Here is a 16,395-nt window from a genome sequence, read left to right as displayed (position 1 = left end):
TTAAATTTCGCGAATAAAATTTACAAAAATCTGAATTGAGCTTCAATCAAGCCATTGTAAATCCCTTGTTTTTGGATAAGCTGTTCATGATTTCCTTGTTCTTTAATTTCACCGTGATCAAGCACAATAATGTTGTCTGCATTACGAATTGTTGACAAACGATGGGCCACCATGAAAGATGTTCTTCCCTCGAGCAATACCTTCAGTGCATCTTGAATCTTGAGCTCCGTTTCGGTATCGATGCTCGCAGTAGCTTCATCGAGTATGAGTATCCGAGGATTCGCAAGGAGTGCCCTGGCGAATGACAGCAGCTGTCTCTGTCCCATGGAGAGAATGTTGCCTCGCTCCTCCACCTCGGTTTCATAGCCTCCAGGCAATTTCATAATGAATTCATGTGCATTTACGGCTTTGGCAGCGGCCTCGACTTCCTTGTCTGTCGCATCCAGTCGTCCAAACCTGATATTGTCGCGGATCGTGCCCGAGAATATAAAAGTATCCTGCAGCACGATACCGATTTGACTGCGAAGGCTGCGGATCGTAATATCCCGGATATTGTAACCGTCAATGGACAGCTTACCATCCGTTACATCATAGAAGCGACTCAGCAGATTGATGATCGTACTCTTCCCCGATCCTGTATGACCAACAAGAGCGATCGACTGACCTGCCTTGACATCGAGGTCAATACCTTTGAGAGCCTGACGTCCCTTCTCATATTCGAATATAACGTTCTCAAACTTGATATTTCCTTGAATCGTCGGAATCGGCTTCGCGCCTTTTTTATCAGCAATGCCCGGCTCCTCATCCATGAATTCAAAGATACGCTCAGAAGATGCCATCGCTACAAGGAGCTGACTGTACATTTGACCCAAGCGGTTAATCGGATCCCAGAAGTTGCCGACGTAGTTGGCAAACGCCACAAGAAGTCCGATGGTCAGCTCTCTTTCTTGAATGAGGTAAGCACCAAACCAGAACAAGATGAGGGAGCCTACTCCACCTGTTATTTCGATCAGTGGACCAAACGATTGGTTCATCGTCGAAGCACGGTTCCAGGATTTGCGGCTCGTCATGTTCATTTTGTCAAAAAACTTCATGTTCTCTTCTTCTTGTGTGTAAGCTTGGGTCACACGAATTCCTTGAATGGATTCGTTCAAGTGCGAATTGATACGGGAGTTCTTCATCCGTACATCCTGCCAAGCCCGGCGTATCTTCACCCGTAATTTGGTTGAAATAAAGAACATAAGCGGTACTGTCAGAACTACGGCCAGACCCAGCTTCCAGTTAATGAACATCAGAATAACAATAATTCCGACGAGCTGAACACAGTCAATCAGCAGATTGACTACCCCATTCGTAAACAAATCCTGCAGGGAGTTAATGTCGTTTGTAATGCGAACCATAACCGAGCCTGCGGGTCGTTTATCAAAAAACGAGAATGAAAGCTTCTGAATATGCTTAAACAGATCCGATCTTAGATCGTAAATGACGCGCTGTCCAATAATATTCGTATATTTGATGCGGATTGTGGCTGCTCCCCACTGGATAATGTAGAGAAGTAAGATTCCTCCAGCGATCCAATAGAGCAGCGTCAGACTCGGACTACTTCCATCCGTCGGTGCGATCGCTCTGTCTATCGCCAAACTGGTAAGATACGGAACGGTCAATTTTGTGATTGTTCCTAATACCAACATGACAATAACGATGGGAAGCAGTTGCTTGGCGTAAGGTTTCATGTAGGAAAAGAGTCGAGTAAACTGACCCCAGTTAAACGGTTTTTCAATGATTTCATCGTCCTGATAAACAAAACGCTCCTGTGCTTTTTTCTCATTCGCGCCCGGAATGTTTTGTTTCTCGACAGCTACATCGTTACTCATGTGTCACCTGCTTTCCAGGCGCCCGTTTAATACGGGCAATATGATCTGCGTATTGGATATGATATACATCTTGATATTGTCCAGGACTGCTGATGAGCTCTTCATGTGTGCCCCGCTGAACGACACGGCCTTCATTCAGGACAAGGATCTCATCCGCATGACGCAGTGAGGATATGCGATGGGCGATAATAAAGGTCGTTCTTCCCCGCATCACTTCCTGGAATCCGGACTGAATTTCATGCTCTGTCTCCATATCAACCGCGCTGGTTGCATCATCAAGGACAAGAATCTTCGGATTCAGCAGCAGAGCTCTTGCAATGGCGATCCGCTGTTTCTGTCCTCCGGACAATCCCATTCCGCGCTCACCAACAACGGTATCGTAGCCTAATGGCATCTCCATGATGAAATCATGGGCCTTTGCCAGCTTGGATACACGAATAATTTCATCCATCGACACGTCCTTCATGCCATATGCGATATTGTTACGGATACTGGAGGAGAACAGGAAGGTTTCTTGAAATACCGCAGCAATCTGACTGCGCAGGCTTTTGATGTTCATGTCGTTAATGTCTATTCCATCAATCTTAATCGTTCCACTCGTAATGTTATAGGCCCGCATAAGCAGCTGGATAATCGTCGATTTACCTGAGCCGGTGCCTCCCAAGAAACCGACAACCGTTCCAGGTGGTGCATCCAGATTGATATCAACGACTGCAGGAATTTTGTTGCCATAGGCGAACGTGACATGATCGAAGGTAACATGCCCTTTAACTTGCTCCGGCACAAGTGTAATAGGATCTTCTCCATCCTGTACGTCGATTGGCTGGTTTAGCAATTCAAGCACGCGCTCACCAGATGCTTTGGACTGAGTATAGTTATTGATATGAAATCCGATGTTCCACATCGGTCCGATTATGTACCAAATTAAACTAAAGAAGGCAACAAGCTCACCTAGTGTCAGCTCCTGATGGATGACGAGTCTTCCTCCGATCACAAGCAGAAGAACAACGCTGAGGGATGCCAGCAGCTCCATTATAGGGAAGAACTTGGCCCACAGTGAGGAGGCAAAGATTTGATTCGATTTGTAGCGTTCATTGCGAAGCGAGAACTTATCTACTTCATGAGGTTCTCGGGCAAAGGATTTAACTGTACGTACCCCGGTGATATTCTCTTGGACAGCGGTTGTCAGAGAGCTCATGGCCATCCGCATTTCCTGAAATGCGGGATGAATCTGGGTTTCAAATTTCAGGGCCACGAATACCAGCACAGGCATAAAAATGAGGGTAAGTAATGTCAGCTGCCAGTTGATGGATATCATCATAATGGCTCCAAAGACCACCATAAGCACCATATTGAGAAGCTGGGCAAATCCAAACCCAATAAAGTTGCGAATAGCCTCCAAATCTCCGGTTAAGCGTGACATCAGATCTCCCGTTTTGGCTGTATCATAGTAGCGGAAAGACAAGAACTGCAGTTTCTCATAACATGCATTCCGCAGACGATACGCCAGGTAGTTCCCTAGTCTTGCACCAAAAAATCCGTGTAAAAATTGAAATGATGCTTTGATGATCACTACACCCAGTACCGATAGGGCAAGCATGGGAACGTATTCATAATTCCCTCGGGTAATGACATCATCAATCAGCACGCGTAGAAGGTTCGGGTACACGAGCCCGAGTGCAGTGGCAATGGCCAAACAAAGAATAGACATAAACATCAAATTCCGTTTTGACCAGAAGAAGCCCTGCAGCTGCCTGAGAACATCCATGTTTCTCCTCCTCAAAAGTCTTACTCATCTTGTATAAAATCTTATGAACATTAATGAAGTTTATCACCGGCTTAAACCCCCGGCAAAGCGAAAAAGACCCCATTTTCAGGCTTCTTTTGGTTTAAAAGGGCAATATCAGGAAATAATGGGCAACTCTCAATTAAATAGTCGGATATTCTCAGCTTAGCTAGGTGATGTCAACATAAAAGCATCCCTTTTCGGTTGCCCCGAAAGGAGGGATGCTGTTCAAGGTAATAAACAGTTTAAATTAAACTATCCTCGACATGAGTTAATCGAGAGGCCAGCTCTTCCAGTGTATGAATATCACTTGCATATTCCAGTGCACCGATAAGGCCTGCGATCTCCTCTGACCACTGCTCTTCCATTCGTTCTTGATGATCCAGCAGTGACGCACGAGTTAACTTCTGAAAATAAGTAATCAGATGCTCTTCGTTGTATTCGAGCTCCTGAAGAAGAAGGGCTTTTAATTCCGGCTCTAAAAGAGCCTGCAGCTGTTTTCTTCCAGGTCCTTCAAAAAAATGCTTTGGATTTTTGAAATATTTCCAGACATTTTTCCATGCAATCGGTTCTCTTACATCGGTTCGTCTTAGAGTTGGCGTGTCCCAATGACCTGAAGCTTCGGAATATACTTGAATTCCATCCGATATTTCAGCGAGTCGTCTGCTTGTTCGTTCTGCTTCCTCTTGCGTGAGCCGCTGGCCCTTGCTCTCCATCCGCAGGGTTGTAGCCAGCAATTCCTGCTCAATTTCGAGATACAGCATTCGAAGAAGCTCTCTTCCCGATGCAAGGAATATCCCTTTAAGATCTCCCTGGTCTTCTCTCAATACAGACGGATGAAACGCTTCAGACATAAACTCTGACATCCGGTAGCTGATACGCTGTCCCACATGGAATAGCAGCTCTTTCATTTCCTGGGCAATTTCCGCATCCTTGTTAGAGGAGCCATATGCCGATAACAGCTCAAGTCCGTGCTGTTTGATTTCAGTCAGCTTCTGCTTGCGGGCCAGGCGCTCCGCTTCTCCCTGACGGGCATCACGAATCCACTGCTCCACACGCTGCCGAACATGACCAACTTCCTTGCTGGCTGCATGGATCGCTAGATCAGGGAGCTCATCACCGGCAAAATGACTGAAGGCACGTTCAAATGCCGTGAAACGAGATGCCTCAAGCGCAGCTTCATCGCCTTGTTGTTTGGCCTGAAGCGCCAGCAGACTGGATACCGGATATACTTTAGGAACACGTACACCATTATGCTGCAGCTGGTTTGTTACATGCTCCTTGACCATTCCGAGCTCTTCTTCCGACGATGCCAAGTCTGCTGCATTGATAACAAAGAACATATTATCGAGTGACTTGGCATCCTTCACTCTTCCAAGCTGGTTCAGAAACTGCCTATCACCTTGCGAGAAAGCATGGTTGTAGTAAGTAACAAATACGAGAGCATCCGCATTCTTCATATAATTAAATGTTACTCCGGTATGTCTTGCATTGATGGAATCCGCCCCAGGTGTATCGACTAATATGATTCCCTGCTCGGTTAATTCACAGTTATAGTACAGATCAATTGAGTCCACGAAACAGGACTTCTTCTCCTCTGCCACGTAGGCACGATATTCGTCCATGCTGGCAATCCATGCACTTCCAAGCCTAGGCTCCGCTTCATCATATCCTGCAGCCGCTGCCTTGAGGAAGCTGTAATGCGGCCTTCCTGCCGGGTGTACCTGCTGAGGAGTCAGTGCTGCGACTTTCTCTCTCCAGGAATTCTCTTCTGCCTTCCCTAATCCAAGCAGATCAAAAGAGAAGGCCAGATCCTGCCATAAGGCATCGCGGGTTTTCATTGTGACCCGTGCCGTCCGGTGTGCCGCCCCTTCGGCCGGCGCCATAATCCGGTTGATCGCCGCTGTCGTTGGATGCGGCGATACCGGGAGCACAGCTTCGCCTAGCAAGGCGTTGGCGAAGGAAGACTTCCCGGCGCTGAAGGCACCAAACAGCGCCAGGGTAAAGGTACCGCCCGCAAGAGATGCCGCGCGGGCGGTGAGCCCCCGTACCGCCGATTTCATGGCGGCATACGGGGCTGCAAGGGCAGCCGCCTGCGTAAGGCCGGCTGCCGCAGCGGCTAGCCGCTCGTGCCTGCGAGCGGCCAAGGGCGCATGCGCGAGCCTCGTGCGGGGCTCGCGCCCTGACGCCGGAATAACATCAGCCATGTTCACTGAGGCTGATGTTATTCCGGCAGTGGCTGTGCCGAGGTCCTCAGGCACAGCAGGGGCCGGGACCGCAGGCAGCGCACCTGCGGTCAGCTGATCTTTCGCCGGCAGCAGAGCCTGCACGGCTCCAGACATAGCCGCGATCTCCTGCTCGATCGCCGCTAACGCCTCAGCTGCAGCGGATTGCTTGCGAAGCGCTTCCAGCTCGCTCTTCAACACTTCAAGTTGATCTGCAGCCCGCGACGTTAGGCCCTCTAGCAGCTGTTCGGCAATCTCCAACGCAGACTTGCGATACCTTGCAGATAGCTCGGCTCGAAGCTCTTTACAATAATTCAAAACATATTCACCCGTCACCGCTCCGTCTGGCGTACTTTTCGAGGTGATTAGTGCTTGTTCGATGCTGTATAGCTGCTCATCAAGCTTGCGATCCCAATCCTCACTCCATAGCCCATGAGCGTTTCCTAATTGACGCAGCAATGTCTTCAAATGGAATGCCGCCTGGCCTTCTGCCTGCTTGCTGAATAATGACCAGAAGTGATTGAAGCGTTCCTGCTTCTCCTGTTCCGTCTTGCCCGCCGAAAAGAGAAAACCCACCTTAAAGCCAGTGCGCCGGCTCTCGATATACTTCCCAGCTGCCTCTCTTACATCAGCAGGAGTCAAATTCGCGTTATGAAGAAGACGATCTACTTCATCGCGAATCCGCTTGAGTTCAAGCTGCGGGAGTTCCCTGACTGCTTCCATTTCCTGTTCAATCGCTTCCTTACGGGCGGCAAGTCTGGCAGCACCCTCTTCTCCACCGATCTCTGTCAGTAGCCCCGCTTTACGTTCCTCACTTCGATCCTCAAACCTCATAAGAAACTGCTTCGAAATATGAATCGCAGAAGATGCCAGGCTGTGATTCAACAGTTCAGTTCGAATGGATAGCAGCTCATTTATAACGTCCGGAAGGACACTTAACTGGTTGTATGGGTGCTCAGGTTTCCGTAACGTTGTAAACAGCAATCCAGCGTAAGAAACTTCCCATGCTTTAAATGCAGCTTCTACCGCAGCACGGTACTCCCCAAAAGACAGCTCCTCATCTCGATGCTTGTCGATTTGAGTTACGATTAAATAGAGCGGCTTGCCCCAATCTGACAGACTTTTCGCAAAAGAAAGATTATTCTCAGATTGGACATGGTTGTAGTCCATGACATAGAATACCGCATCGGCCAAATGTAGTGCTGAATCGGTCGCTTGCTTGTGAGCACCATCAGTCGAATCAACCCCGGGAGTATCCAGCAGTACTGCCTGTTCCTGAAGCAGCTTCACCTGCTCCCACACTTCAATAAAAGCATACTGCTCTCCGTTCTTGCAGTACTCGTCCAGCTCATCAGGTGACACTGTTATGGGACCAAGGCTTGCTCCACCAAGATGATTCGGCTGATCTGGAGAATCGACGCGATTTGAACGCGGCGCAGTTCGATAAATCTTCGCTTGCCTTGGCCCATTCCGGATAACTACTACATTCGCACTTGTAGGCACCGGGCTTGAAGGCAGTACTTTTTTGCCGCATAAACGGTTAATGAGACTCGATTTCCCTGCCGAAAAATGTCCACAAAAGGCCAGGGTCAGTTCACCCGCCTCCGCCTTTCCTTGAAGATCAGCAATAGACGCGGCAGCCTTCGAATCTTCATGGTCCAGGAAGAGCTTCTGCAAATCTTGTAAACGCATACGCAAATCATCGTTCTGTCTCTTTACACTCGTCAGCATGTCCTCTAAAGACTCCTTCTCTTCATCTCGTTAAATATGTATATTTTATCACTGACCTTGGCAGAAATGAACCTCTACGTCTCAAAATCTTCTTCATAACAAATAACCGGGACCTAATGAAAGGTGCCCGGCTATCATATGATCTGTTCCTATAATTGCTCAGCCATAGAATAGCTTAAGCATCAATCGTTAAGTTATACCGCATTTTCCATCGCAGGAAGCAAGATTTCAAACACTTGTCCATGCTGAAGAATGGTAATATTTCTACTCTTATCTTTCATAACAACCACTTCAGGCTTCTGAGACATGCGCTCCAAATAATGCTCAGGTACATCTCCGGAGTGGCTCACCGTAATGCCCTCGATCTCTTTTTCTTCATTCTCGCTCATTTCAGTTGAAACGATCTCTTCAAAAATATCAGAAAAAGCTTCAAATTGGTCAGTATACACGGAAATACATTTCATGGTTAACTCATCCTCTACTATTCATTTGCAATTTTTTTAGGTAAAGCAGATGAACTACGTTCCTTATCTTTCCTGATTTGGGACGTTTTCATACGCTTCTTGCCCTCACGACATACATCGAGAAGCGGGCATACCTGGCATTTGGGAGACTGCGCTTTGCAATGGTATCGACCGAAGAAAATCAATCGATGATGCGTAATCGTCCATTCATCCATTGGAACTCTCTTCATCAGCTTCTTCTCAACCTCAAGCACAGAATCTTTCCAATTCACCAACCCAAGCCGTTTAGATACACGTTCTACATGGGTATCTACCGCTATGGCTGGGACTCCGAATGCGTTTGAAACGACCACGTTCGCTGTCTTGCGACCCACTCCCGGGAGCAGAACCAGCTCATCATGCTTGCTTGGAACTTCTCCTCTGTACTGTTCAATCAGAATCCGGCACAAATTTTGTATATGCTTTGCCTTGTTCCTGTACAATCCGATTCTCCGAATATCCTGCTCGAGCTCTTCGAGCGGGACGGAGACATAGTCCTCCGGTGTTTTGTACTTCTGGAATAAATCGGCTGTCACTTTATTCACAGTCTCATCCGTACATTGTGCAGATAACAATACAGCAATGGTGAGTTCAAACGCGTTGCTGTGGTTTAATTCACAATGAGCGTCTGGAAACATATTTGCGATCGTATCAAGAATGTGACGTACTGTCGCTGCATTCATGAAGAGCTTACCTCCCACAAAAAAAACGTCTTGATACGTTTGGTCCGTATCAAGACGGTCATTCTTTCGCTTGCCGTTTAAAGAAATGACTACTGTTTAGAAATCTCGATAACTACGTTATTGAGCAGATACACTACAATATTATCATTATCTTTGAGAGATTGCACGCTTAAAGTCGTGTCACCTTCATGAATGTAAACATTTGGTGACAAATTAAAGCGATAGTTGTTATCTGACATGGATGCACGCTTTACCTGCAATTCATTTGCTGCAGCATTGTACTTCCAGAACGTTTTGCTGAGCGGAGTCAGCACTTGGAATACAGGTGTTCCATCAGCATCCTTAGTGACAATCACATGGTCTCCGTCAATCAGTGTACTAATGCTATTCGATGTGCTTCCATTCTTGACAATTTTCACTTTACTGCCCGCATTTATCGTCTCACTTGAACCGGTCGTCGTCTTATAGGTTACAACTCCACCATTGATGGAACTGATTTCACCCCACGTTTGCTTGACTACAGATACGGCAGTTGGTGAAGTACCATCAAAAGATACGTTAATCAGCATCCCCTTCTGGAGATCGGAAGGCTTGATAACAGCTCCGTTATCATTGGTGATTGGAAGACTTTCCACATAAATGGAACTGGTCACCCCGTCTTTTTTTACTTCTGCTCGGTAATTTGAACTATTCAGTGATACAAGCTCAAACTGAGCAGCCGATTTGACATACAGTTTGCTTAAGTTATCCTGGTTGCTGCTAAGCATTGCCGTCACTTGATCTCCGATACTGACATCAGACAAGGATGCCGAAGCTTTGCCATATAGCTCAACCGTTGGTGTCGATTGATACGGGATGCTGATGCTTTGCCCATTGGGCTGAATCAGCTTTACTGTTTTGGAGGATGTATTTATCTCCGACACCGTACCTTCATATTTGTAAACGATGCTAATGGAAAGTGCTCGAGTTCCAATTGTGGTCAGGTTCACCTTTCTTCCATCCGTCAAATAAGGCTCAATCCCGGATAATGTCGGCTTGGTGCTGTTATAGTCTACTTTGGTTGCATCGTTCAGTGTAAACACATGCGGCTTCTCGCTAGAGTCAAGCACAGTCAGCAATTTCGTCTTGCTGTTATAGGATACGACCGTAACCATATTCAGCGGCTCCATTTGGCGATTAAGCACTTCTATTTTGGTTACTTGATCCTCTGCATTCAGTGTAAGCTCTACTTCATCGCCAGAGGTTTTGTCAGCGAGTAAATCTGTAAGCTTAGGAGCGTCCATCCCACTAATTACAATTTGCGGATCTGATGCAAGCAGCTTCACTTCAAGTGATCCGTTCCGATCATAAGTAATGGTTGAAAGATTTGAGCCCAGCTCATATAGGGTTCCACGTACCGTACGTTCAACACCAGCTGTAACCTCGATGGTTTGGGTAACACTGTCTTTTATCGAATATTTGATGACAGTGCCTGCTTTAAGCTCAGATAAAGCTACGATCTCGTTATGATAACGAATGACAGTCGTTCCTTCTTGGATCTTTAACACATCCGTTGTACCGGTACTGTTCGTCACTGTTATAGTGCTGGCAGATGGATCAATGGATTGAATGGTGCCCTCTGCCGATTTGTTTACCATACCGGATTTAACTTGTACAACGACCGGGCTCTTAGCTGACGTAAAGGTTTCGCGCTGTAGTTCCACGATGCTGCCGGCTGTCATGTTTTCCGGCTTGATCACTTGTCCATTCTGATCATAGAAAACGGTACGATCCGTATATGCATACTCTTGATACGTATCTCCGGTGAACATCCATAATTTGTTGCCTGATAGACGTTCAAAGCTGCCTTCAATGACTTCGACTTGAGGAGTATCGCTTGTGCTCTCTACATACGATGCATTGAAATTTGGACCCGATACCATTAATTCTGTGTACAGCTTAATGTCGGATGGCGCAATTTTGGATGATGAAGAATGAGTATAGAATGGTGTAGCTGAATTAATTGTAAAGCTAACATACTCGCTTCCTGTGTACAAAGTTAATTTGCTGTCTGTTCGTTCGGTTATGTATCCTTTGTACTGATTGTCATATTGATAATCGGTGTATTCACTTCCGCGGTTGAAGAACGCCGTTATTTCAGCTCGAGTTACAGTTCCTTGCGGATTAAATTTATTGCCTGTTGTTCCTTGCGCAATTTCAAGCTCTGCTGCCAGATTGACATAAGGCTTGTTGGCTGCAGTGATCAGATTGTCATCGGTAAAGCTTGAGCTCGCATTTCCTGCAGCTTTTGCTTCCGATTCTTTACCAATGGCTCTTATGACGAGCTTCGCGATCCATTCTCTTGAAGCTGCCTGTTGTCCCCAGATCCCTTTCTCTGATGAGCCTTGGGATTCCTCAGCTTCCTCTAACAGGCCCAGCTCAAAAGCAAGAGATACATAAGATTTAGCATACTCACTCGTGCTAATGCCCGCAGGCAATTTAACACTGCTGCCAGCAGGGAGGCTGGATTTCTGGTTCATGAATCGAATGGCTATCGTTACAGCTTCCTGCTTGGTCACCGCATCTCCTGGCCTAAACAGACCTCTGTCTCCAACCAAGATGTCCAAGGATGCAAGTTTGTATATGTGCTTCTCTGCCCAGTATCCACTCTTCACATCACTGAATGCGCCTTGAGCCGCCGTCGTGACAGCAGCGGGAGCTGTGTCAGCTCCCGCCACTCCCGCACCGGCACTAAGTGCCATCAGACTGGCGAGCATGGCAGATACCATTTTTTTGGAGTGCTTGGTATTGATATCGCTAGGTTTGAAAGTCAAAATTACTTCTCCTCTCTGATTCGCCTAAGTCTATTCTCTTGTCATGGGATGCTCTAATTCAACATGTCCCATTAAACTTTCTTTTTGCTGACCATCGACAAGCAGCTCGAGTGATTCCACTTCCTCAAACTGGAAGAAGGTCTGCTTCAGTGCATCAATGGCAAAGGATTCTCCACTTGAACCCAGATTTGCGGTCGCTGGAATTTTTAGATCAAGAGTAATTTTCCCTCCATCGACTTCCAGCTTATTGATGGCAATCTCTTCAGACCACAACGGAACAAGCTCTTCGCTGTCACTCTTCTGAAGTGCCTTGAATGCAGCTTCATACTTACTCCAATCCGTTTTGTAAGAGATCGTTTGAGTTGCAGACTTCATCTCAAGCAGCTCCGGATCCGTATAATACACCTGAATGCTTGCTTCCTTAGTCTCTACATCCTCAGCTTGCTCACCAGAGCCTCCATTCGCGCCGCCAGAGCTTGTCCCTCCATTTCCAGGGGTATTGCTCTCTTCGGGAGGCGTTTGATTATCAGACGGCTCGGTTTCCCCTTGTGTATCATCGGTTTGCGGGTCAGTTTCACTGCCTGTTTGCTGTTCCGAATCGGAATTCGGTGGAGAGGCGGTTGGATTGTTACCGCAGGCTGCAAGTGTAGTCAGTGATACAGCCAGTAATGCGACCATCCACCATTTTTTTCTCATCATCTCTATCACCCTTTTTTGTCAGCTATTAAATAGTTTGAACGAAAATTTACTGTCTGCTTATTGTAGAGACGTATAAGGAGTTTCATTTCATCCATTCATTCGATCTAGTTACTACATACATTTGATTACTATCTACTGTGAATACTACAACCCCAAGTATTCTTTAATACCTTTCACTACACCTTCAGATACACGATTCTGGAAGGTCGTATTAAAAAGTGCCGCTTCATCGTTCTTGTTGCTGAGGAATCCGACCTCCAGCAATATTGCCGGCATGGTCGTATCTCTGATGACTGCAAAGTTCCCCGTTTTCACTCCCCGGTCTTTAAGACCAGCCGCCTGTACCATGTACTTGTGCACCGTATTCGCCAGTGACTTGCTGTTGGAACGGTTATAGAATGTTTCTGAGCCGGTAGCAGCGGCCGGTCCAGCGTTCGCATGGATAGACAGGAATAGATCAGCCTTCGCATTGTTCGCTACTTTGACTCGCTCTGACAGCTCAAGGAACGTATCATCATCACGTGTCATAATGACGTTGATGCCGGATTCCTTCTTGAGCAGCTGTTCAATTTTTAATGCCATCGACAAGTTGAAATCCTTCTCTCTTTTGCCCGTTACGCCGATTGCACCTGGATCCTGATCACCATGTCCTGCATCAATGACGACCGTTTTCTTCTTCGTTGTCGGTGGTGTCGTTGTACCACTGTCCGTATCAAGTGAGACGGTAATCATACCCGCATTCGAAGATGTCATCTTGTAATTCATAGCGTAGCCAATATCGATGACAACTCGAACGGTAGAAGGATCATTGCTGAAGAGCGCATATCTTACTTTCTCTACCCCTTCATAACCGTCGACAATAATTTGACCAGCGATACTCTTGGTAATGTCGAGCGCTTGAGTATCTGCGAACAAGCTGCTGAATTCAGCATTTGGTATGTCTACGACAATGCGGTCTGGTGAAGACATTTTGAATGCAGTAGGAGCTGCTCCTCCACTAGTCGCGATCATGAGCTTGCTGTCCGTAAAGCTGATACCGTTGACCTGAATCAAGTCCGTATTACTGCCATTACCGCCTGCAGGAGGTATTTCACTCCCGCCTGAGCCGCTGTTTGAATTGAGGTATACAGTTTTGGTTTGATTGTTCCAGCTCACCTGTAATCCCATGGTCTCGCCGACGAAGCGGATGGGTACAAGTGTTGTACCATTTTTGATGATTGGCGCAGCGTCAAGATTGACGGTAGAACCATTGACGGTCGCCGACTTCTTGCCAGCTACCATTTTAATTACTGTTTGATCTTGCTTTATAGTAACCGTCTTCGTCTTCTGCTCCCAACCGACACTGTAACCTAACTTTTCTGAGACGACACGAATGGGTATCATTACTTTGCTGTTAATATTCTCTGCCTTTACGCCAGAGGGAAGACTCAACTGACTGCCATCGAGAACGATCTTGATGTCTGTCGCTGCTTGTCCTAGACCAGGGAAGATCCACATGAAGCATAGCAAAGCGACCCATACTTTTAACTTTTTCATCCGTCACCCTTCCAATTCTGCATTTTTTTGAATTTAGCCTGCTCTCTATCAAATATAGAAAGAATCCAGCTATTAACAAAATATTAGACGACAGAAATGGATAAAAGTTGCGGATCTATCTCATCATATCAAAAAAGTATCCACTGTGGTGCTACGAATTTGTCATATTTTAGTATGCCAGCTATCAACTATGTTACTTTGATATGACATTAACGAGAAATATTGTTCAGATGTGTATAAAAAAACAAGTCCGGATATCTCTACCCAGACCTGCTTACTGAAATGATTATTCTATTAAGGTAGTTATGAAATGGATTCTATTATGCAAACAATTTGGCAGCATGTTTCTGCTCGTATGCGGAGATTGCGTCCTCATGCTGGAGCGTCAAGCCGATATCATCAAGTCCTTGCAGCAGGAATTGTCTGCGGTGCTCATCCAAATCAAATGAGATCGACAAGCCTTGTTGATCTGTAATGGTCTTGTTCTCCAAATCTACATTCAGTTCATAACCCGGGTTCGCATTTGTACGCTGGAATAAATCCTCTACTTGCTCCTCAGACAGCTTAATAGGAAGGATGCCGTTCTTGAAGCAGTTATTATAGAAGATATCCGCGAAGGAAGGTGCGATGACACAGCGGAATCCGTAGTCCAGAATTGCCCATGGAGCGTGCTCACGAGACGATCCGCAGCCAAAGTTGGCTCTGGAAATGAGAACGGACGCCCCCTTATACTGATCTTGGTTCAAGGAGAAGCTGGGAATTTCATTTCCCTGTTCATCAAATCTCCACTCATAGAACAAAAACTGTCCAAATCCCGTACGCTCAATTCGTTTTAGAAATTGCTTCGGAATGATCGCATCCGTATCCACATTCACTCGGTCTACAGGTGCAACACTGCCTGTTAATTTCGTAAAAGCCTCCATGCTTGTATTCTCCTCTCGATTCAAAAGATAGCAATTCCATCCGATTTAACTGCTGATCACTAGCTCGTTACTTCTTCTTTGATCTTCCAGTCACGAACATCGACAAACCGTCCCTCAACAGCCGCAGCTGCAGCCATTGCAGGAGATACCAGATGTGTTCTTCCTCCGCGCCCTTGACGGCCTTCAAAGTTCCGATTGGAAGTTGATGCACATCGCTGACCCGGTTGAAGTACATCCGGATTCATCGCAAGGCACATACTGCAACCCGCTTCCCGCCATTCAAATCCGGCTTCTTTAAATATAACATCAAGTCCTTCACTCTCTGCTTGAAGCTTAACTCGCCCAGAGCCTGGAACAACAATTGCCGTTACCCGTTCAGATACTTTGTAGCCGCGTGCGACTTCTGCAGCAGCCCGTAAATCCTCGATCCGTCCATTCGTGCATGATCCGATGAATACATAGTCGATTTCAATTTCAGACATCGGCGTGCCTGGCACTAGACCCATATATTCAATTGCCTTCTCCGCTGCTTTGCGTTCATTCTCCGTCGGAAGCTCCGCTGGAACAGGCACACGGGAAGTAATATCCGTACCCATACCTGGGCTGGTTCCCCAAGTAACCTGAGGGATAAGGGATTCAACATCAAACTCTACAACTAAATCAAATTCAGCGCCTTCGTCTGTTGTTAGAGCGCTCCATCTTTGTTTTGCTTCTTCGAAGCTTTCACCTTGAGGAACATACTGCTTGCCCTGAAGATAAGCATAGGTTGTTTCATCGGGAGCGATCATCCCTGCTCTAGCGCCGCCTTCAATGGACATGTTGCAAACGGTCATTCTCTCTTCCATGCTGAGACTTCGAATGGCTTCTCCCGTATATTCAATGACATAACCTGTAGCGAAATCCGTACCGTACTTAGCGATAACGCCCAGAATCATATCTTTAGCCGTTACTCCAGGCTTACGATTGCCTACAAAGCGCACTTCCATCGTTTTGGCTTTGGACTGCTGAAGGCACTGCGTTGCCAGCACATGCTCAACCTCACTGGTACCGATACCGAATGCAAGTGCTCCAAAAGCGCCGTGTGTAGATGTATGACTGTCACCGCACACGATTGTCTTGCCCGGATGAGTAAGTCCAAGCTCCGGTCCCATTACGTGCACAACCCCTTGATCAATCGTATCAAGGTCAAACAACGTTACCCCAAAATCACGGCAGTTCTTGGACAGAGTATCAATCTGCTGCTTAGAGATCGGATCCTTGATGTTGAAGCGGTCTTGTGTTGGCACGTTATGATCCATTGTTGCAAAAGTGAGCTCTGGGCGGCGAACCTTGCGCCCGCTGAGACGAAGGCCCTCAAATGCTTGCGGGGAAGTTACTTCATGTACAAGGTGCAAATCAATATAGAGGATGCTTGGTTTTCCTTCCTCCTGCGTAATGACGTGATGATCCCAGATTTTCTCGAACATCGTCTTTTTGCTCATTATTCTCACCTCAAAGTTATTATTCGATCTATTTGTGACGGCAATGTCATGCCGTTCTTTATTAGACCCAATATAACATGAGCAAGACATATTGTTCCAAGATATAAAAACTATAGATGTGATAGGATTTCCCTATAGACA

At 46.5% G+C, this 16,395-nt stretch carries 10 protein-coding genes; all 10 read right to left on the bottom strand.

Annotation, left to right across the window (positions count from 1 at the left end; all coding sequences use genetic code 11):
- Positions 1-20: 20 nt before the first annotated feature.
- Positions 21-1,874 carry an ABC transporter ATP-binding protein gene (locus tag ACFQ3J_RS03020; protein WP_251581086.1) on the bottom strand — a complete coding sequence of 618 codons (1,854 nt, stop codon included), beginning with the start codon at positions 1,872-1,874 and terminating at the stop codon, positions 21-23.
- Positions 1,867-3,642 carry an ABC transporter ATP-binding protein gene (locus ACFQ3J_RS03015; RefSeq protein WP_251581085.1) on the bottom strand — a complete coding sequence of 592 codons (1,776 nt, stop codon included), beginning with the start codon at positions 3,640-3,642 and terminating at the stop codon, positions 1,867-1,869. The genes ACFQ3J_RS03020 and ACFQ3J_RS03015 overlap by 8 nt, the downstream gene beginning before the upstream one ends.
- Positions 3,643-3,905: 263 nt before the next feature.
- Positions 3,906-7,616, bottom strand: a complete 3,711-nt coding sequence (locus tag ACFQ3J_RS03010; protein ID WP_251581084.1) for a dynamin family protein — start codon at positions 7,614-7,616, stop codon at positions 3,906-3,908.
- A gap of 194 nt (positions 7,617-7,810) precedes the next feature.
- A complete protein-coding gene (locus ACFQ3J_RS03005) occupies positions 7,811-8,080 on the bottom strand; it encodes a hypothetical protein (RefSeq protein WP_047911189.1) in 270 nt (89 codons plus the stop codon).
- 17 nt (positions 8,081-8,097) lie between these two features.
- The gene (nth, locus tag ACFQ3J_RS03000) at positions 8,098-8,802 is read right to left on the bottom strand and encodes an endonuclease III (RefSeq protein WP_379292278.1); all 705 of its coding nucleotides are present in this window, start codon (positions 8,800-8,802) and stop codon (positions 8,098-8,100) included.
- An 89-nt stretch (positions 8,803-8,891) separates the two neighbouring features.
- A complete protein-coding gene (locus ACFQ3J_RS02995) occupies positions 8,892-11,615 on the bottom strand; it encodes an S-layer homology domain-containing protein (protein ID WP_251581083.1) in 2,724 nt (907 codons plus the stop codon).
- 30 nt (positions 11,616-11,645) lie between these two features.
- Positions 11,646-12,314 carry a GerMN domain-containing protein gene (locus tag ACFQ3J_RS02990; RefSeq protein WP_244533212.1) on the bottom strand — a complete coding sequence of 223 codons (669 nt, stop codon included), beginning with the start codon at positions 12,312-12,314 and terminating at the stop codon, positions 11,646-11,648.
- A gap of 144 nt (positions 12,315-12,458) precedes the next feature.
- Positions 12,459-13,850: an N-acetylmuramoyl-L-alanine amidase family protein gene (locus ACFQ3J_RS02985; RefSeq protein ID WP_251581082.1), complete on the bottom strand. Its 1,392-nt coding sequence runs from the start codon at positions 13,848-13,850 to the stop codon at positions 12,459-12,461.
- A gap of 320 nt (positions 13,851-14,170) precedes the next feature.
- On the bottom strand, positions 14,171-14,773 hold the full coding sequence (gene leuD, locus ACFQ3J_RS02980) for a 3-isopropylmalate dehydratase small subunit (protein ID WP_091157964.1): 603 nt from the start codon (positions 14,771-14,773) through the stop codon (positions 14,171-14,173).
- A gap of 59 nt (positions 14,774-14,832) precedes the next feature.
- Positions 14,833-16,254 (bottom strand): 3-isopropylmalate dehydratase large subunit, encoded by a 1,422-nt coding sequence (leuC, locus tag ACFQ3J_RS02975; RefSeq protein WP_091157966.1) that lies wholly within the window; start codon positions 16,252-16,254, stop codon positions 14,833-14,835.
- Positions 16,255-16,395 lie beyond the last annotated feature (141 nt).

The sequence above is a fragment of the Paenibacillus provencensis genome (assembly GCF_042678545.1).
Lineage (GTDB): Bacteria > Bacillota > Bacilli > Paenibacillales > Paenibacillaceae > Paenibacillus > Paenibacillus provencensis.
Note: the sequence above shows the minus strand (reverse complement) of the source record. Positions and strands in the feature narration are given on the sequence as shown.

Coding starts and splice junctions, on each gene's coding strand:
- ACFQ3J_RS03020 (WP_251581086.1), bottom strand. CDS start 1,874: ATGAGTAACGATGTAGCTGTCGAGAAACAAAACATTCCGGGCGCGAAT.
- ACFQ3J_RS03015 (WP_251581085.1), bottom strand. CDS start 3,642: ATGGATGTTCTCAGGCAGCTGCAGGGCTTCTTCTGGTCAAAACGGAAT.
- ACFQ3J_RS03010 (WP_251581084.1), bottom strand. CDS start 7,616: ATGCTGACGAGTGTAAAGAGACAGAACGATGATTTGCGTATGCGTTTA.
- ACFQ3J_RS03005 (WP_047911189.1), bottom strand. CDS start 8,080: ATGAAATGTATTTCCGTGTATACTGACCAATTTGAAGCTTTTTCTGAT.
- nth (WP_379292278.1), bottom strand. CDS start 8,802: ATGAATGCAGCGACAGTACGTCACATTCTTGATACGATCGCAAATATG.
- ACFQ3J_RS02990 (WP_244533212.1), bottom strand. CDS start 12,314: ATGATGAGAAAAAAATGGTGGATGGTCGCATTACTGGCTGTATCACTG.
- ACFQ3J_RS02985 (WP_251581082.1), bottom strand. CDS start 13,850: ATGAAAAAGTTAAAAGTATGGGTCGCTTTGCTATGCTTCATGTGGATC.
- leuD (WP_091157964.1), bottom strand. CDS start 14,773: ATGGAGGCTTTTACGAAATTAACAGGCAGTGTTGCACCTGTAGACCGA.
- leuC (WP_091157966.1), bottom strand. CDS start 16,254: ATGAGCAAAAAGACGATGTTCGAGAAAATCTGGGATCATCACGTCATT.